General features: G+C 30.4%; 17 protein-coding genes. 12 read left to right on the plus strand and 5 right to left on the minus strand.

Annotation, left to right across the window (positions count from 1 at the left end; all coding sequences use genetic code 11):
- The first annotated feature begins 149 nt into the window (after positions 1-149).
- The 4 genes from BUB63_RS07310 to BUB63_RS07325 are packed head-to-tail and all read left to right on the plus strand — an operon-like array spanning position 150 to position 4769.
- Positions 150-1799, plus strand: a complete 1650-nt coding sequence (locus tag BUB63_RS07310; protein WP_073248795.1) for a transient-receptor-potential channel family protein — start codon at positions 150-152, stop codon at positions 1797-1799.
- A gap of 18 nt (positions 1800-1817) precedes the next feature.
- Positions 1818-2198 (plus strand): GntR family transcriptional regulator, encoded by a 381-nt coding sequence (locus tag BUB63_RS07315; RefSeq protein ID WP_027308480.1) that lies wholly within the window; start codon positions 1818-1820, stop codon positions 2196-2198.
- Complete coding sequence (locus BUB63_RS07320) at positions 2198-3097, plus strand: ABC transporter ATP-binding protein (protein WP_073248797.1); 900 nt, start codon at positions 2198-2200, stop codon at positions 3095-3097. The genes BUB63_RS07315 and BUB63_RS07320 overlap by 1 nt, the downstream gene beginning before the upstream one ends.
- Positions 3072-4769: an ABC transporter permease gene (locus BUB63_RS07325; RefSeq protein WP_073248799.1), complete on the plus strand. Its 1698-nt coding sequence runs from the start codon at positions 3072-3074 to the stop codon at positions 4767-4769. The genes BUB63_RS07320 and BUB63_RS07325 overlap by 26 nt, the downstream gene beginning before the upstream one ends.
- 31 nt (positions 4770-4800) lie before the next feature.
- On the opposite strand, the gene BUB63_RS07330 is transcribed toward BUB63_RS07325, so the two are convergent.
- Complete coding sequence (locus BUB63_RS07330) at positions 4801-5121, minus strand: thioredoxin family protein (RefSeq protein WP_073248801.1); 321 nt, start codon at positions 5119-5121, stop codon at positions 4801-4803.
- A 188-nt stretch (positions 5122-5309) separates the two neighbouring features.
- Between BUB63_RS07330 and ppaX the strand changes: the two genes are divergently transcribed.
- From ppaX to BUB63_RS07360, 7 genes are all read left to right on the plus strand, one after another.
- Entirely contained in the window at positions 5310-5939 is a 630-nt protein-coding gene (ppaX, locus tag BUB63_RS07335) for a pyrophosphatase PpaX (RefSeq protein WP_073248803.1), read from the plus strand.
- A 76-nt stretch (positions 5940-6015) separates the two neighbouring features.
- Positions 6016-7005 (plus strand): LacI family DNA-binding transcriptional regulator, encoded by a 990-nt coding sequence (locus BUB63_RS07340; protein WP_027308485.1) that lies wholly within the window; start codon positions 6016-6018, stop codon positions 7003-7005.
- A gap of 47 nt (positions 7006-7052) precedes the next feature.
- Entirely contained in the window at positions 7053-8006 is a 954-nt protein-coding gene (locus BUB63_RS07345) for a carbohydrate kinase family protein (RefSeq protein WP_073248805.1), read from the plus strand.
- Between the two features lie 9 nt (positions 8007-8015).
- Complete coding sequence (locus BUB63_RS07350) at positions 8016-9467, plus strand: glycosyltransferase (protein WP_073248807.1); 1452 nt, start codon at positions 8016-8018, stop codon at positions 9465-9467.
- A 2-nt stretch (positions 9468-9469) separates the two neighbouring features.
- On the plus strand, positions 9470-9949 hold the full coding sequence (locus BUB63_RS13230) for a galactose-1-phosphate uridylyltransferase (protein ID WP_084106608.1): 480 nt from the start codon (positions 9470-9472) through the stop codon (positions 9947-9949).
- Entirely contained in the window at positions 9934-10401 is a 468-nt protein-coding gene (locus BUB63_RS13235) for an HIT family protein (RefSeq protein WP_084106610.1), read from the plus strand. Before BUB63_RS13230 ends, BUB63_RS13235 begins: the two co-directional genes overlap by 16 nt.
- A 29-nt stretch (positions 10402-10430) precedes the next feature.
- Positions 10431-12467 (plus strand): methyl-accepting chemotaxis protein, encoded by a 2037-nt coding sequence (locus tag BUB63_RS07360; protein WP_073248809.1) that lies wholly within the window; start codon positions 10431-10433, stop codon positions 12465-12467.
- Positions 12468-12540: 73 nt separating this feature from the next.
- Here the strand turns inward: BUB63_RS07360 and arcC are convergent, their stop codons facing one another.
- Genes arcC through arcA form a run of 3 tightly spaced genes read right to left on the minus strand, consistent with a single transcriptional unit; the run spans position 12541 to position 15774 of the window.
- On the minus strand, positions 12541-13491 hold the full coding sequence (gene arcC, locus BUB63_RS07365; protein WP_073248811.1) for a carbamate kinase: 951 nt from the start codon (positions 13489-13491) through the stop codon (positions 12541-12543).
- Between the two features lie 30 nt (positions 13492-13521).
- Entirely contained in the window at positions 13522-14511 is a 990-nt protein-coding gene (gene argF / locus BUB63_RS07370) for an ornithine carbamoyltransferase (RefSeq protein WP_027308490.1), read from the minus strand.
- A 33-nt stretch (positions 14512-14544) separates the two neighbouring features.
- Entirely contained in the window at positions 14545-15774 is a 1230-nt protein-coding gene (gene arcA / locus BUB63_RS07375) for an arginine deiminase (protein ID WP_027308491.1), read from the minus strand.
- Between the two features lie 463 nt (positions 15775-16237).
- On the opposite strand from arcA, the gene BUB63_RS07380 reads away from it, so the two are divergent.
- Positions 16238-16816 (plus strand): GNAT family N-acetyltransferase, encoded by a 579-nt coding sequence (locus BUB63_RS07380; protein ID WP_027308492.1) that lies wholly within the window; start codon positions 16238-16240, stop codon positions 16814-16816.
- Positions 16817-16821: 5 nt separating this feature from the next.
- Here the strand turns inward: BUB63_RS07380 and BUB63_RS07385 are convergent, their stop codons facing one another.
- On the minus strand, positions 16822-18039 hold the full coding sequence (locus BUB63_RS07385; protein WP_073248813.1) for an MFS transporter: 1218 nt from the start codon (positions 18037-18039) through the stop codon (positions 16822-16824).
- Positions 18040-18507: the final 468 nt, after the last annotated feature.

Below are 18507 nucleotides of genomic sequence, written 5' to 3' on the forward strand. Positions count from 1 at the left end.
ACAAAGAAGTAGAATATAATATAACTGTACTAAACGAAATAATACAGATAATACACGTAATACAGGGGGAGGGGTTATTGAATTCTACTAAATAGATTAATAAATGTAATAGAATGTGTTTAAAAAAAGGTTATTAAGGAGGGTTTAGAATGAAAAGGGGGCATATACATCCGATACTTCAAAACGATTTTAAAAGATTTGGACTGTTTGGATTGATATATGGGTTGTTTTTAAGTTTATTTATACCGATTAAGCTGTTTAATCTAATTGGCTATTCTAAACATATAGAGGACATAAACCCATATGCTATTTTTAGATTTAATTCAGAAAATGGTATATATATTTTAGGTATTGTTATTTTTTCAATCATACTTGGTGTTGTTATATTTAGTGAAGCACAAAATTATAGCTCCAATAATCATTTATATGGCCTGCCCTTTACCAAAAAGGAAATTTTTATAAATAAAGTTTTAGTAGGTATTTTTCTTATATTAATTGCCTGCCTATTTAATGTTATACTTTGTTATCTCTTATTATTGAAAACTAATTACTACAACATTTTAAAATTAATTATATTAAAGTATTATATTTTAGTTTTCATTTTAAGTACAATCTTTTTTATGTATAGCGTTTTATTTTCAACAATGACAACAAATAATCTTCTTAATGCTCTTTTTAGTTTTACTTTTTGTGTACTGCCCTATGGTATTGTAAAACTTTTGAATATGTTATTAGAAAACATTTTAATTGGTAGGTATGAACAGTTTAAAGAGACAATTTTACCACATCTTTTTCCATTTAGCATAATGGCAGGTTTAACTTTAGAGTTATTTAAGAGCAAGGACTTGATTTTATTTTTAATGAGCATAATTTTTATATTCATTTTATCCTTTGCACTGTTTTTATACAGAAAAAATGAGAACATTAATAGATTAATTGTATTTAAATTTTTAGAACCTGTATTTGTGTATGTTGTGACTTTTATTACAATGTTGATATTTGGAATAATTATAATTAATATGTTGCCTAAAAGTTTTATAGGAGTAACTATAGGTTGTTTTATAGGTGCGTTTTTAGGACATTATGTTTCACAAATGGTGCTTCATAGGGAAATAGTTGTTTTTAAATATATGAAGGGATTTTATGTATATGTATTATTAATGATTATTGTTATATTTGTTCTGGGTAAAACAGACATAGTTTATCGCCATACGCCACCTAAAGTTGAGGAGGTTGAAGGAGCGTACGTTACAATAGAACAGCATAAATTTAAATCTATTGAAAGAAATAATTTCAATTACCTTATAAGAAATCCTAATACAATAGCACAAATAATTGAGTTACAGAATTATTTAATTGGTTTAAAGCAGATTCCTTATGAAGTTAATTCTACTTTCATTGTTTATAAATTAAAGGATGGCTCAATAGTAAAAAGAAAATATTTAACAGACTATACAATAAAGGAAGAAGAGTATTTAAAGCAAATATCAAAGGATAAAGACTTTAAAACTGTTGAATATGATATTTTGCGTATAAAACCAGAGCATATAAAGGATGTTGTAGTTATATATAAAAATAAAACATATGAGATAAAGGATAACGAAAAAATAAATTATGTATGCAAAAACTTAAGGGAGGATATTTTGAATGATAGATATGATTTAAGTACTTTTGAAGGCACAATAAGAATTACCCTATATCCACAATATTATAAAAAATATGGAATAGACAGAGATAATCAAATTTTAGATTATCAAATAAGTTCAGGTAACAAATGGATTGAAGAGGTGATAAAGTAGGGAAATGGAGGTGAATTTATGTTTGAACTTGATGTGAGAAGTAGAGTTCCTATTTATGAACAGCTATTTGAAAAGATAAAGGAACTCATTATAAAGGGGTTGTTGAAGGAGCACGAGCAACTCCCATCTGTTAGGGCACTATCTAATGATTTAACAATAAACCCAAATACAATTCAAAAGGCTTATAGGGAGCTTGAAAATCAAGGATATATATATTCAATACCTGGTAAAGGAAGCTTTGTAGCACCTTTAAAGGATAGAGATATTAACAAAGAAAAGATAGAAAAGATTTTAGAAGAGGTAAAGAAGCTTATGCTTGAGGGGCTTTATTTAGGAATGGACAGGGAGGATTTTATAAAGGTTTTAGAAGATGCTATAAAAATTAAGGAGGTAAGATAATGTTAAGGGTAAATGGACTTTATAAAAAATACGATGATTTTGAGGCAATAAAGAATGTAAGCCTATATATACCAAGGGGAGTAGTATATGGACTTATTGGTTCAAATGGTGCAGGAAAAACAACTTTATTAAAGACGGTGACAGGAATTTTTGAAAAGGATAGAGGAACTGTGACTTTGAATGAAAAAGAAATTTATGAAAATGTTGAGGCAAAAAAGAAGATATTTTTTATAGCAGATAATCCATATTTTTATCCAGGATATACAGTAAAGGATATGGCAAATTTTTATAAAACAGTATATGAAACTTGGGATGAGGTTAAGTATGAAAGGCTAAGGGGTATATTTAAAATAGATGAAAACAAAAAAGTTAGGAATATGTCAAAGGGGATGCAAAAGCAAGTTGCAATATGGCTTGGATTATCAACAAATACAGATGTTTTAATTTTGGATGAACCGCTTGATGGCCTTGATGCAGTTATAAGGCAAAGAGTGAAAAAATTGATTTTCCATGAGGTTATAGATAGACAACTTACAGTATTAATATCATCACATAATTTAAGGGAACTTGAGGATTTTTGTGATTATGTTGCAATACTCCATAGTGGAGAAGTAATTTTAGAAAAAGAAGTAGAAAAACTAAAAAGCAGTATTTTTAAAGTAGAAGTTGCCTTTAATGATGGAATGCCTGAAGAGCTAATGAAAAGGATAAAGCTAATAAAAGCTGTACAAAAGGGGAGAATGTGGGTGCTTGTAGTTGAAGGAGAAAGGATTGAGATTGAAAAAACTATCCAATCCTATAATCCAATTTTATTTGATATTGTATCACTTACGCTTGAGGAAATTTTTATGTATGAAATGGAGGGGATAGGGTATGAGTATGAGAACATCAACTATTAATTCAATATTTAAAAATGATTTAAAAAGGTTTTGGGTTGTAGGCCTTATGTATTTAATTCTAATCTTTTTAAATATACCTTTAAATATGCTAATTTCACTATCAAAGGTAACAGATAAGGAAGAATTAATATTTACCTTTACACAAATGTTTAATTATCAATCAGACTACTTTATATTTTGTATATTGATTTTAAGTATTTTAGTAGGTATGCTTTTAATCCGTGAAGTACAAGGGTATAGAAGTAACATTCATATCTTTAGTTTGCCATTTTCAAAGAAGAATATTTTTATAAATAAGTTTTTTGCGGGTTTTGTTTTGTTTTTTACTCCAATCTTTGTTAATTTTTTAATAACGGAAGTAATTTATTTTGCATTTGGTGTAAATGAATTAATGAAAAAGAGTATAATATTAAATTATTATATAATGCTTCTATTAATTTGCATAATTTTCTTTTTACAAAGTTTAGTAATAGGTATTATTACATCAAACTCATTGTTTCATATATCAAGTGGATTATTAATTAATTTTATCCCTTTTATTTTCATAAGTGTTCTAAATTCATTTTTGAATGTTGTTTTCTATGGTTTGCACTTGGAGGATAGTGTAACACTTTTAACATCAAATAAGTCATTTATAGCTTATTTATTTCCACTGTTGAGCTGGTTAAATAGCGAAATTGTATTTAGTAAAGCAGGTTTTACTGGATATATATATTTGATTTTAACAATACTAATTTATTTTTTACTATCCTATGTACTTTTTACAAAAAGGAAAAACGAAAAGGCAAGAAATTTAATCGTTTTTGATTCTATAGCCGAAGCACTAAAATATTTTAATACAGCATTGTTAATGTTTGGAGTTTCAAGTTTAGCTACAATGATAGCAAAAGGAGACATATTTACAGTATTTATGTGGGGATTAATAGGTGCTTTTTTCGGATATTATTTATCTGAGGCACTATTAAAAAGGAATTTCAAAGTTTATAGAAATTTAAAGGGATATTTAATTGTTGTGTCTATATGGTGTATATTTCTGCTAATTAGTCAAACGGAAATAATATTTAGACACAGTCCTCCAAAGTTAGATGATGTTGAGAGTGTATGTATATCTAATAATAAAAAGATTATTTACGATATGGAGTATGAGTTTAAAGCACCAAGGTTTCATATAACAAACAAAGAAACAATTAAAAAAATACTTTCTCTACAGCAACATATAACATCCCTTAAAAGGGATTATAGTAAATCAGATAATATTTATATAGTATATAAACTTAAAAATGGGAGAGAAATAAAAAGGCTTTATGAAGGAAGTTTTGACAGTAAATATAATGAGTATATGAAATTAATATCTTTGGATGAGGGTTATAAGAAAATAAATTATAATATATTCAATATAGATGATAAGGAATTCGATAAGGTTATGATATTTATCAAGGATAAAAATGAAGTTGAAATTAATGACAAAGACAAGATTAAATTTGTAGTGAATAACCTAAAAAGAGATATATTAAGTAATAGCTACCAGTATAAAGACGAAATAATTTTTGATGGAATTGAAAAGTCAAAGGGAAGTATTGAAATATATTATGGATATGACGGTCAAAAATATAAATATATAGCATATGTAATAGATACAAATAATAAATGGATAGATGAGCTGATTAAATAGGTTAACAAAAGGGGCGAATCCCTTTTGTTAACTAAAACACAAGTGAATAATATTTGTCAACAGTTGCCTGAAAATCATCAATGCTTATTATTCTTGATTTTCGGGCTATTTCTTTTCCGTCTATAAATATAAGTATTGTAGGAAATGTAAATATAGAATATTCTCCAGCAGATTCAGGAACGTTTGTAATTTCAACCTTTGCAAGCTTTATATTTGGGTAGTTTGTTAAAGCCTCCTCTATTTTAGGATAGAGTGCGTGGCATACGCTGCAAGCCTCACTTGAAAAATATACAATGCACATTGTATTTTCTTTTATAAAATTTTTAATAGAGTCTAATGTTGAAAGAACCATAAAAACACCTCTTTACCATAATATCATTATAATACGATATATTATATATGATTTAAAAAATAATATCTACCATTATACTTTAATATTTTGTTCGGAAACAATATCTTATCATTTATTTTTACAAGGTTTTGAAATAATATGTATTTATGATATGATAGATTATAAGTTAGTTTTTTAGGAGGGAGCATATGTTTAAGGCAGTTTTATTTGATTTAGATGGAACTCTTTTAGACACAAATCAGCTTATAATATCATCCTATAAACATACCATAAAAAAGCATTTAAACAGAGATTTAGATGATAAAGAAATAGTGAGATATTTTGGTGAACCATTAAGGCTAACTCTTGAAAGGTATGATAAGGAAAAGGTTGAGGAGATGTATGAAACCTATGTAAAATACAATGAAGAAAAACACGACAGTATGATAAAGCTAATGGATAATGCCAAGGAGACATTGGAGGAGCTTAAAAATAGAGGAATTAAAATAGGTGTAGTAACATCTAAAAGAAAGCATATGGCAGAGAGGGGACTTAAGTATTTTAATTTGCTTGAATTAATGGACGTAATAATTGCAATGGAGGACACAAGTGAACACAAACCAAATCCACAACCTCTACTTGAGGCCTGTAGAAGACTTGACATATCACCAAGCGAAGTTTTATATGTAGGGGATAGCCACTATGACATTCAATGTGGTAAAAATGCAGGTTCAAAGACTTGTCTTGTAAAATATACGGTACTTGATTTAAATGAAGTTTTAAGCTATCATCCTGATTTTGTTATTGATGGACTTAGGCAACTTTTGGAGATAATATAGATAGATTAAATTTTAGTTGAAGGTTGAATTATAATATGGTAAATTAAATATGAAAAGCTTTTCAAGGAGAGTTGCTATGTTAAACATTAGGGATATTGCAAAATTGGCGGGAGTTTCGCCTGCAACTGTATCAAGGGTTATAAATAATAGTGCCAATGTAAATGAGGAAAAAAGACAGAGAGTCTTAGAGGTATTAGAACAAACAGGATATAAACCAAATGCCTTGGCAAGAGGATTACTATATAATAAGACCTTTACATTAGGTGTGGTTGTACCTGATATATCAAATATAAATTTTTCAGAGTTTGTAAAGGGAATAGAAAAAGAGGCAAGACAAAATAGCTATAATATAATTTTAATGACTTCAGGAAATGAACCAGAGAGGGAAGTTGAATGTTTTGAAATACTTAAAGAAAAAAGGGTAGACGGAATAATATTTGCAGGTACTATTTTAACAGATAGACATAAACAACATTTAGACAATTCAAATATTCCATTTGTGGTTTTTGGGCAAGATTTTGAATATAAATCATTAATTTCTATTAATTTAGATAATCTTAAAGCCTCCTATGATGCAGTAAGATATTTATATTCAAAAGGAATAAAAAAGGTTGCTATGATTACAGGACCACTTTGGGATAAATCTGCTGGATATGATAGATATATTGGATTCTTAAAGGCTTCTATTGAAAATGGTATAAACCAAAGGGATTTGATATATAAAGATGGAGATTTTACAATTACGTCTGGATATGAAAATATGAAAAAGATATTGGAGCAAGATAGAGTAGAGGCAGTTTTTGCGGCAAATGATTTTATGGCACTTGGTGCAATTAAATATCTATTAGACAATAATATTAAAGTACCACAGGATATAAAGGTTGTTGGATTTGACGATAATCCAATAGCAAAGATCTACACCCCATCCTTATCAACTATAAAAATTGATTTTTATAATGCAGGAGTATTAGCTGTAAAGGCTGCTATAAAATGCTTAGATGGAATTGGAGATGAAAAAAGGATACCTATAGAATATGAAATAATAGAAAGGCAGAGTAGTATATAATTTTTTTAATTATTTTTGAAAAGCTTTTCAAAGAGGGAGTGATAAAAATGAATATAGAAGAAAAAATAATCTTTAGCAATAGGGAATATGACCTTTTGACAGTTGGAGAAATATTAATAGATATGATATCTAAAGACTTTGCTGAAGATTTTTCAAGTGAAGAATATATAAAAAATTTTGGTGGTTCACCCGCTAATATAGTAATAAATACTAAAAGATTAGGATTAAATTCAAGGGCAGTTTCAAGTGTGGGATTTGATGGATTTGGAGATTTTCTTGTTTCCCATCTACAAAATGAAGGAATAGATACATCCCTTATAGGAAGAACAACTTGTCCAACAAGTATGGTGGTTGTTACAAGGTCAAGGGGGACACCTGTACCTATATTTTATAGAGGTGCAGATTATGAAATAGAATATACAGAGGAATTAGATAAAGCAATAAAAAATACAAGGATTATGCATTTTTCAACGTGGCCACTATCAAGAGAAAGATCAAGAAAAGTAGTAGAGAAGGCAATAAAAACTGCAAAGGAAAGTGGAACATTAATAGGTTTTGATCCCAATTATCATAGGGATTTATGGGACAAAGATTTTGATGCAATAGGATATATAAAATCAATAATAAAGTATGTAGATTTTATAAAGCCGTCGGAGGATGATGCAGAAAGATTGTTTGGGAAGGATATTCCTAAAAATCAAATTAAAAAATTCCTTGAACTTGGTGCAGATGTTGTTGTTATGACACTTGGTAAGGATGGTGTTATAGTTGCAGATAAAAATAAAATGGTACAGTTTAATACATTGGCGACAGAAGTTCAGGATACGACAGGTGCAGGAGATGCCTTTTGGTCAGGTTTTTATACAGGAATAATAAAGGGCAGAAATGTTGAAGATGCAGTAAAGGTTGGACTTGCTGCAAGTGCTTTTAAATTAAAATATATTGGTGCTATTTCGCCAATGCCAAAATATGAGGATTTAATAAAAGAATTTAATGTATAGGAGGTAAGTATGAGAATAGCATTCATTAATCCGCAAGGAAATTTTGATAACAAAGACAGTTACTGGACACAGCATCCTGATTTTGGAGGACAGCTTGTATATGTAAAGGAAGTTGCACTTGCTCTTGGAGAAATGGGGGTTAAAGTAGATATAATTACAAGAAAAATAGTTGAAGATGAATGGGTAGGGTTTTCAAAGGATGTTGAAATTTATCACGGCAATGAAAATGTTAGAGTAGTTAGAATACCATTTGGAGGTGACAAATTTTTACCAAAGGAACAACTTTGGCCTTATCTTGCAAATGAATTTATAAATGGGATAGTTGAGTTCTACAAAAAAGAAAATACAAAGCCTGATGCAATAACAACTCATTATGCAGATGGTGGACTTGTTGGTGCAATACTTTCAAATATATTTGATGTTCCATTTACCTTTACAGCTCATTCCCTTGGTGCACAAAAGATGGACAAGTTAGGTGTCAATAAAGAAAATTTTGATGAATTTGAAAGAAGATTCAACTTTTCAAAGAGAATATTTGCAGAGAGAATTGCAATGAATAGATCCTATGTGAACATTGTTTCAACAGCACAGGAAAGATATAATCAGTATGGTCATAAATACTATGAAGGTGCAGTTGATGTAAATGACGATAAGAAGTTTAAAGTAATTCCACCGGGTGTAAACACAAAGGTATTTACCTATGAATATAGAGAAGAGGATGATAAAACAAAAGAATATATATACAAATATTTAAGGAGAGACATTGCTGAAGATAGATTAAATCTTCAATACGTTGTTTTATCATCGAGATTTGATAAGAAGAAAAATCATAAAGGGGCAGTTCTTGCCTTTGCAAAAAATAAAAAGTTGCAGGAGAAGGCAAACCTTGTTATTGTTTTAAGAAATGTAGAAAATGCCTTTGAGGATTATTCAAATTTAAATGTTGAAGAGAAGGAAATAATGGATGAAATTATGTCAATTATAAAACAATATAATCTTTATGGAAAGGTATCGATGTTCCCTATAAATGGCCAAAAGCAGCTTGCTTCTGCATATAGGTTTTTTAGTAGGTTAAGATCAGTTTTTTGTTTAACAGCACTGTATGAACCCTTTGGACTTGCTCCAATTGAAGCTATGTATGCTGGTCTTCCTGCGGTTGTAACAAAAAATGGAGGAACTCTTGAGACTGTGGATAGGGGACGATATGGAGTTGTAGTTGATCCAGAAAATCCAGAGGACATAGCAGAGGGACTCATTAAAGCACTGGATAACTTTGATATGTATAAAAGGCTTGGAATAGAAAGAGTAGAATCAAAATATACTTGGAGAGCAACTGCAGTTGGATATCTTAAGGTAATTGAGGAGGCTTTAGGAAAAAGAGAAGAGATTGAAGATTATTACTATACAGGAGCTCAAGAAGAAAATTTAATTAGAAAAATGAAAGGAATGTTAGGTGATTAATTATGGCAGAGTTTAGATTGAATGAAATAACAAATGAACAAATATTGATAGTAGAGTCAAGACTAAAAAGACCAAAGGATTATAAGGATAAAGAGGTTGTTGAAAAGATTTCATTCAAAGAAAACTGTCCATTTTGTGTAGGAAATGAAGAACAAACACCACCTGAAGTTTATAGGGATGGTGATCCTTGGGATGTTAGAGTGGTAGAAAATAAATTTCCTATACTTGGTAGAGAAGGTGCTATAACAGGTTATCATTATGTTGTTATTGAAACAGCTGACCATAGTAAAAATCTACACGAAATGAGTGAGGATGAAATATATAAAGTTGTTAAAAGCTTTATTAAAGTAAGTGAGGAGTTATATAAAAAGCAAGATGTAAAATATGTTCAAATTTTTAAAAACTACAAGAAAGAGGCTGGTGCGTCTTTAGAACATCCTCATTCTCAAATTATCGCAATAAAAAGATGCCTGAAAAGATAATAAAACAGAAGAAAAAAACAAGGGAGTATTTCTATCAAAATGGAAGATGTTTTATTTGTGACATTATTAAAAATGAAATACAAAATAAAGAAAGAATAGTATATATTGACGAACAATATATAATTTACTGCCCCTTTGCATCCATATTCCCTTATGAAATGGCTATTGCTCCACTTATACATAAAAGTAGTATATTGAATATGAATGATGAAGAAATAAGAAAATTAGGAAGTATTATTTTAAATGCATTGAATAGATTACAAAGAAATGTTGGAGATGTAGCATACAATTTGTTTTTTGATTTTATTAGAGATGAAAATGAGTACTATCATTTTCAAATTAGAATATGTCCAAGAATTTCTATACATGCGGGTTTTGAAATAGCGACTGGCTTACATACAAATGTAATATCTCCAGAAACGGCTTCATTAATACTTAAAGTGGATAAATAAAATGTGTACAAAAGGTGGGTAGGGTTGTAATGGAAAATATAATTGCCACAATTAAAAAAAATAGTATTTTTTCAAAGCAGAAGTTATCGATAAGATTAATAAGAATTATTAGTGTGTTAACAATGTTAGCTTTTTTGTTTTTACTTGGAATGATATATAATGTATTGATGGCATCTGCAAAAAGGCAGTATATCAATTCTGCAAATCAAGTATTAGAGCAAAACAAAAATTATATTGAGTATATTACAAAAAGTATAAACAACTATGCAATACAAATTTTATCAGATAAAGATTTGATTGAGACTTTGCAAAAAGATTATAAAGATGATTATGATAAATTATTGGCTACTAAAGCTTTAGAGAGCAAAATATCTTCTATAGCATTATCAAATGATATAATAAGTGATGTTTTTATAATAGTTGATAACAAAATAAACTATGGTTATCCAAATATTAAAAGTGACATTACAACTGATAAAGTTCCATATTATAAAGAATTTATAGAATCTAATAGCTCTAATTATTGGACACCGCCAATAAAATTAAATTTAGGTTTTATTGATGATATAACGGTAAGCAATTATTCAATAGTTAAAGATTTAGATTCTGGTAAAAAATTGGGACTTCTTGTTATCAGTTTAAGTCCATTAAAATTTTCAAAAGCACTGATTAAAAACAATGATGGGTCAATTATGTATATTGTAAATGAGCAGGGGAAAATAATATCGCATCCAGATCTTAATTTAATAGGTAAAGATTTAGTTCAAATTAAAAAAGATAATTTAAATAAGGGGCAAGGGCATTTTTATGTTAACGATAATTCTAAGGAAAAATTAATAATATATTCAACAGCTCAAAATGGTTGGAAGTTGGTATATGAAATTCCAAAAGGTTTATTATTAAAGGATACTATTAAAATTATAAATTATATTTTGATTATAGGAACTTTATTTGTATTAATAGTTACGTTAACACTAATAGTATATATGAATAAATTGTTAAAGCCATTAGATAAAATAGTACAAGCAACCAAGAGTATTGAAAGTGGAGATTTAACAATAAGTGTTGATGTAAATACAAAAGATGAGATAGGTAAATTATCGAATACATTTAACAATATGATAAACAATTTAAGAGCTATGATTGAAAGAACAACGAAAACAATCAATGAATCTAAAAAAGTTGCAAGTAATGTAAGTTCAAGTGTATATGAACTACATAGTGCAATTTATGAAATTTCTGCAAGCATACAATCAATTTTAGAGGGAGCTAACAAACAAAATGATATGGCAGGTTTATGTAGCAGCAGGGTAGATAGTTTTGGAAAACAGTTAAGAGAATCTCTTGAGATATTTGAAAAGTTAGAAAAAAAATCTAAAGTAGCAATGGAAAAAAGCTTAAGTGGTATTGAATATATTAAAAGTATTATAAATGAATTTGATGAAAATGTAAAAAATATCAACAATGTTAAAGAGATGTCCAATGATTTAACATTGAGTACAAAAAATGTTGAATCTATATTAAATAATATTAATGAAATTGCTGAGCAAACGAATCTGCTGGCATTAAATGCTGCAATTGAAGCTGCAAGAGCTGGAGAAGCAGGACGTGGATTTATGGTAGTTGCCGATGAGGTTAGGAAACTTGCAGACAACTCGAAGAAGTCTGCTTATACGATAGCAAACATAATAAAAGATATAGATAAAAATGTAAATAGTACATCCTTTGCTATGGAAAATATAGCGGTAGTACTTAATAATCAGACGCAAGGAATTAATAGAATAATTGAAATATTTAATGAAATAAATGAATCTTTTAAAGAGGTTGCATTTGGAATAAGTAAATTTGGTGATGTGGTTAATGAAATTGATAAAAGTAAAGAAGAAGTTATAAATTCTATTTACGAAATTTCAAATATATCTCAAAATACAACAGCTTCAATTAATGAAATTAGTGCAGCATCGGAAGAACAAGTTAATGCTGTTGAAAATGTTAAAAATTTAATGGTAGAACTTGAAAATGTGTCTTCTAAAGTAGAAGAAATTATATTAAAATTTAAGGTTTAGATTGATTTGTTCCTCATTATAAATTTATATTGTTACTTAAAAAATCCGCTTTGGTAAAACCAAAGCGGATTTTTTATCTTATAACTACTGTTCCAGTTAAGCCCTTTAATGCCTCTCTTGCCTTTTCAAGGGAAGTTATTATAGCCCTTCTTCCTTCTTTTGAATTTGCAAACATCATTGCAGCCTTAACCTTTGGAAGCATTGAGCCTGGAGCAAAGTGACCTTCCTCAATATACCTTTCAGCCTCTTCAACAGTTAATGTATCTAAGTCTCTTTGATTTGGTTTATTGAAGTTTATTGCAACCTTTTCAACAGCAGTTAGTATAACAAGTTCATCTGCATCAAGAAGTTCCGCAATCTTCTCGGAGGCAAGGTCTTTGTCTATAACTGCTGCAACACCCTCAAGTGTTCCATCTTCCTTCATAATAACAGGAACACCACCGCCTCCAACAGTGATAACAACGTGTCCAGCCTCAACAAGTGTCTTTACGATTGGTTCTTCTACAACAGCAACTGGCATTGGAGATGGGACAACTCGTCTCCAGCCACGTCCTGCATCCTCCTTCATTACATATCCCTTTTCAGCCATTAAAACTTTTGCCTGTTCTTCTGTAAAGAAGGAACCAACTGGCTTTGTTGGATTTTTAAATCCTGGATCGTTTTTATCAACTACAACTTGAGTAACAATTGCTGCAACAGACTTTTTAATGTCTCTTCTTAGCATTTCTTCTCTTATTGCCTGTTGTAGGTGGTATCCTATATATCCTTGGCTCATAGCTCCGCATTCAGGAAATGGCATAACAGGTTTTGAGCTATCCTGTGCATTTGCGGCCTCATAGGTTGCAACAATTTGTCCAACTTGAGGACCATTACCGTGTGCTATTATAACTTCGTGGCCATCCTCTATTAAATCAACTATTGCCTTTGCAGTGTGGTGACAAGTTTCAAGTTGTGCCTCTGCCGATATATCCTTTGGATTAGCTTGAAGTGCGTTTCCACCTAAAGCTACTACTATTCTTGCCATATTTATCCCCCTATTCTTTTTGTTTACTTATTAAAGAGTAGCAACCATAACCGCCTTTATTGTATGCATTCTGTTTTCAGCCTCATCAAATACAACTGAATGTTTGCTTCTGAATACTTCATCAGTAACTTCTCTAATATCAAGGCCCATCTTTTCCATAGCATCCTTTGCCATCTTAGTTTCAAAGTCGTGGAAGGATGGTAGGCAGTGCATAAATATTACATCAGGATTTTCTGTGGCTCTAAGCATATCCATAGTTACTCTAAATGGAGTTAAAAGTCTTACTCTTTCAGCAAGTTGAGCTTCTTCTCCCATTGATGCCCAAACATCTGTGTAGATTACATCTGCACCCTTTAGAGCTTCTATATTGTCGGTTATTTCAACTACTGCACCTGTTTGATTCGCAACTTCACGAACCTTTTCAACTGTATTTTCCTGTGGCCAAAGTTCCTTTGGGCCATATGCAACAAAGTGCATACCCATCTTTGCACAACCATACATCCACGCATAGGCCATATTGTTTCTTGTATCTCCAACAAATACAACCTTAACCTTATTAAGTGGTTTTGCAACGTGTTCTTCAATTGTCATAAGGTCAGCAAGAATTTGTGTTGGATGGTCAACGTCAGTTAAACCGTTCCATACAGGTACACCTGAGAATTTTGCTAAATCTTCAACAACCTTTTGGTCAAATCCTCTATACTCAATTCCGTCGTAGTATCTTCCAAGAACCTTTGCAGTATCCTCTAAGGATTCTTTTTTGCCCATTTGTGAACTATTTGAATCAAGGAATGTAACGTGGGCACCTTCATCTAATGCAGCAACTTCAAAGGCACATCTTGTTCTTGTTGAAGTTTTTTCAAATAGAAGAACTATGTTCTTCCCAGCAAGAAGGTTATTTCTTATTCCAGCTCTTTTTTTAGATTTTAAATCGTGGGATAAATCAAGTAAGTATCTAATTTCCTCTGGAGTAAAGTCCATAAGTGTTAAAAAGCTTCTTCCTTTTAAATTAACTGGCATACTTATTTCCCCTTTCTTAATTTAAAATTTATTTTAAAGATTAATATTTTCTCTATATAGAGGCATACTCATACATCTTGGGCCACCACGTCCGCGGGATAGCTCAGAACTTGGAATGGATAATACCTTTATTCCTTTTTTATCTAAAATTTCGTTTGTTACATAGTTTCTTTCATAGGTTATGACTACACCTGGTGCTATTGATAGAGTGTTTGAACCATCATTCCATTGTTCACGTCCTGCAACTATAAAGTCGCCACCACCGCATTTTATAAGCTCAACGCTGTCAAGTTTTAGTGCATCCTTCAATATTTCTTCAAGGGGACTTGTATTGTGCTTGAATTTTAATGTATTGTTGGCACCTTTAGTTACTTCATATACACTTAATGGCCCTTGAATAGCTGGATGGATTGTAAACTTATCATAATCAACCATAGTAAATACAGTATCAAGATGCATAAAGGCTCTGCATTTTGGTATTTCAAAAACAAGAACCTTTTCAAATCCTGTGTTTTCTTTAAATAGATTTTTAGCAACTATTTCAATAGCCTCTGGTGAAGTTCTTTCGCTACAGCCTATTGCTACTACTTTACTTGATAAAATTAGTTCATCTCCACCCTCAATTGAGAAGGGTAATGTTCTGTCATACCATAGGGGTATATTAGATTCTTTAAAGTCTTTGTGATATTTATGGATATATTTTAAGAAGAGAGTCTCGCGTCGTCTTGCCTCAGTATGCATTTTATTAAGTGTAATTCCATTACCAATTGCTGCACCGGGGTCACGAGTAAAATAAAGATTTGGCATTGGATCTAAATAGAAGGGATAGTCGTCCATCATTAGGTCAGCAAGGGATGTTACTTCTTTAATTTTAATTTCCTCTTTTCTTATACCAGACATTATTTTATCTACCATAGAACTTGTAGGCATAGAAAGTAGATATTCGATTAGAGCCTGCCTTAGGGAAGGAGAGTTAATTCTACTCTCATCCATCATTTCTTCTAAAAACTCAATTTTTATTTTGTCATCACTTAAAGCTGAAGTTGCAAGTTCTTCAAGGTAAACAACCTCAACATCGTTTTCCCGAAGTACTTGTGCGAACTTGTCGTGTTCCTCTTGTGCTATTTTTAGATAGGGTATATCGTCAAAAAGCAGTCTTCCGAGATACTCGGGTACGAGGTTTTCAACTTCATTTCCTGGTCTATGTAATAGAACTTTTTTGAGTTTGCCAATCTCGGAGGTGATGTTTATAAGGCTATTCATTTTATCCCCCCTTTGTTGCAACTGTAATTGCAATTATTTTACATTATTCATTATACATTTTATGTATAAAGCAGGTAAAACCTTATACATTGGCAAAAACACCTATATGAACGGAATTTTTGTCAACATTATTATTTTATCTCCTTTTTACTTGAGTATACTAACAATTTTGAAAATTTAAAATAATTTATTCAGGATATTGTTTTTTTAAACAGAGGGCTTGTATAAAACATAATATTTATACATAAAATAGATTGCATTTATTCAATAGAGTAATTGAATATACAATGAAAGTGTATACCTCTTACATAGATTAAAAGTTTGTAACAAAAAGTGCCACCCAAGTGAAATGTGACATTTACAAAAAAATACACATAGATTATAATAATTTTAATATTAAAAGAGAAATATCTTTAATATACATTTATTATATAGTTGTTTAATATATTTTGGGGGGATAATTATGTACTTTAAAAGGTTTATAGGGGAGAGAATATATTTGTCGCCATTAAATGTAGAGGATTATTTAAAGTATGCAGAATGGATAAACGATTTGGAAGTTAGTATTGCTCTATTTGAAATGAAAACTCCAATTACTGCACAAGGTGAAAGGCAAATTATAGAAGATTTATCTAAAGAAAATGTTTTTGCAATTGTAGTAAATGAAATAGATAAATTAGTAGGGAACATTGGACTTCATAATATTAATTGGATATCAAGAAATGCAGAGCTTGGTATATTAATTGGAGATAAATTTTATTGGGGACAAGGCTATGGTAAAGAAGCAATAGAGTTAATATTAGATTATGCATTTAATATGTTAAATCTACATTCAGTATATCTTAAGGTTTATGGATATAACACAAATGCAATTAAGTGTTATGAAAAGGTAGGTTTTAAATATGCGGGTAGGTTGAGGGAGGCAATAGAAGTTGCGGGAGAAAGATATGATGTTATTTATATGGATATATTAAGGGATGAGTTTGAGTCTGTTTATGTAAAGAGTATTGTAGAGAAGAAAAAGAAGGGCCTGAAACCTTAATGGTTTTAGGCCCTTCTGTGTCGTAATATAAAGAGCATACCTGATATAAACCTTAAAACACCAACTATAATTAGAGCAGTTCTAATTGTAGTGACTTGATAGAGCCTCATTCCAACCCAAGGTGCAATTACAAGGGTTATATTTGTTACAAGGTTATAAAAGGCAATATATGATGTTCTGTTTTCTCTTGGCGCAACCTCATAAAGGGAGTTTAAAAGTAGTAGCATAGTACCTGAAACACTAAGTCCAGTTATAACTACAAAATAGGCAACGTGATAAATTTTAGTAGACATTGCGTACATAAATGGTGCAAAGGACATTCCAACAGCAGCTAATGTAAGGGCAAGGGAGTTTCCGCGACTTTTAGAAAATCTTCCCCAAAATCTATATCCAAAGGCCATTGCAAGTCCGTTTATTGTTGATATAATAGATGCCCAAAATTCATTTGTGTGTAGATAATCTACTTCATAGGTTAAAAATAGAGGCCATCCCATCTGCCAAGTGAAGTGAAATATTACAACAGTTGTTATAAATATAAGGTATTCCCTTTGATTAGGTAGATTTTTTATAAATTCAATTGATAGCCTATTATTATCAGTTGAAATTTCGGCATAGGAAGACTTTGCATTGTATTTATGCCTCCAGAGTACAAACACCTCAAGTATCCCAAATATAAATGCAATTAGGAATATGTATTGATAGGTTTTAATAAGTTCCGCCTTTGAGCTTGAAAGTGTTGTAAGAAGAAAGCCAGCAAAAAGTGTTGTAGCTGTTCCTGCAAAGGTTGCTATGCTATTTCTAACTGAAAGATACTGTTCCCTTTGTCCTGGAGGAAAAATATCAGCAAAGAAGGATTGCCATAAAAATACAGCAATAGAGTTTGGAAAGTTCATAGAACTATATAGAAGGACAAAAATAAGTGCCCTATACTTTTCATTTAAAAAAGGAATAAGTGCCATTAGGATATAAAAAACTCTTGTTATTAAAAACATTAAAGAAGTAGTTCTTTTTTTGTTTTGAGTAGAACTTAAAATTATACCACCAATAAATATAGCTAATATACTAAACAAAGCTGGTAGAGAATTAAAAAGAGAAACAAGTGAATCTCCAGCATTTAGCCTCTTTAGAAAAAGACCTGCAAAGGATGTGGCAAGATTTAATGCGATTGCTTGAAAAACTCCATTTAGTATATTAAGGTAATAATTACTCTTTAGTTTAGACAAAATAACACCCCCTAATCCCCTAATAACGATTATATATGAGGTAGGGGGGAATTACAATAAATGAATAAATTTTTGTAAAAATTCTGTAGGTATTAATCGAACTTTTTGGTATAATTAAAAAAGCATAATATAGAGGTGACAGAGATTTCGCATCTAATTTCCAGTAAAGCTTTTTTCTTTATAGGAAATTAGATTTTTTCTATTTTATTGAAATTTTGGAAGGGAAAAAGGCCGTAGGCCATGTATATAGATACACCTTCCCCCTCCCCATCATAATGAAAAGCTGTATTTCCAATTTTATTATCGACTATGCGGTGTTAAAAATTGGATTAATCCAATTCATAATTATCAACATTTCATCTTTCAAATCTTCTATTATATTTATCTGCAAAAGCCTTTTTTCTCTGAATCCTCGAATGTTTCTAAAAAAGTATAATTGGGTTAAGTTAAAGGCTATTATCATGAATC

This window comes from Caloramator proteoclasticus DSM 10124, assembly GCF_900129265.1.
In the GTDB taxonomy this organism is placed as follows: Bacteria; Bacillota; Clostridia; order Clostridiales; family Caloramatoraceae; genus Thermobrachium; species Thermobrachium proteoclasticum.

Coding starts and splice junctions, on each gene's coding strand:
- BUB63_RS07310 (WP_073248795.1), top strand. CDS start 150: ATGAAAAGGGGGCATATACATCCGATACTTCAAAACGATTTTAAAAGA.
- BUB63_RS07315 (WP_027308480.1), top strand. CDS start 1,818: ATGTTTGAACTTGATGTGAGAAGTAGAGTTCCTATTTATGAACAGCTA.
- BUB63_RS07320 (WP_073248797.1), top strand. CDS start 2,198: ATGTTAAGGGTAAATGGACTTTATAAAAAATACGATGATTTTGAGGCA.
- BUB63_RS07325 (WP_073248799.1), top strand. CDS start 3,072: ATGAGTATGAGAACATCAACTATTAATTCAATATTTAAAAATGATTTA.
- BUB63_RS07330 (WP_073248801.1), bottom strand. CDS start 5,121: ATGGTTCTTTCAACATTAGACTCTATTAAAAATTTTATAAAAGAAAAT.
- ppaX (WP_073248803.1), top strand. CDS start 5,310: ATGTTTAAGGCAGTTTTATTTGATTTAGATGGAACTCTTTTAGACACA.
- BUB63_RS07340 (WP_027308485.1), top strand. CDS start 6,016: ATGTTAAACATTAGGGATATTGCAAAATTGGCGGGAGTTTCGCCTGCA.
- BUB63_RS07345 (WP_073248805.1), top strand. CDS start 7,053: ATGAATATAGAAGAAAAAATAATCTTTAGCAATAGGGAATATGACCTT.
- BUB63_RS07350 (WP_073248807.1), top strand. CDS start 8,016: ATGAGAATAGCATTCATTAATCCGCAAGGAAATTTTGATAACAAAGAC.
- BUB63_RS13230 (WP_084106608.1), top strand. CDS start 9,470: ATGGCAGAGTTTAGATTGAATGAAATAACAAATGAACAAATATTGATA.
- BUB63_RS13235 (WP_084106610.1), top strand. CDS start 9,934: ATGCCTGAAAAGATAATAAAACAGAAGAAAAAAACAAGGGAGTATTTC.
- BUB63_RS07360 (WP_073248809.1), top strand. CDS start 10,431: ATGGAAAATATAATTGCCACAATTAAAAAAAATAGTATTTTTTCAAAG.
- arcC (WP_073248811.1), bottom strand. CDS start 13,491: ATGGCAAGAATAGTAGTAGCTTTAGGTGGAAACGCACTTCAAGCTAAT.
- argF (WP_027308490.1), bottom strand. CDS start 14,511: ATGCCAGTTAATTTAAAAGGAAGAAGCTTTTTAACACTTATGGACTTT.
- arcA (WP_027308491.1), bottom strand. CDS start 15,774: ATGAATAGCCTTATAAACATCACCTCCGAGATTGGCAAACTCAAAAAA.
- BUB63_RS07380 (WP_027308492.1), top strand. CDS start 16,238: ATGTACTTTAAAAGGTTTATAGGGGAGAGAATATATTTGTCGCCATTA.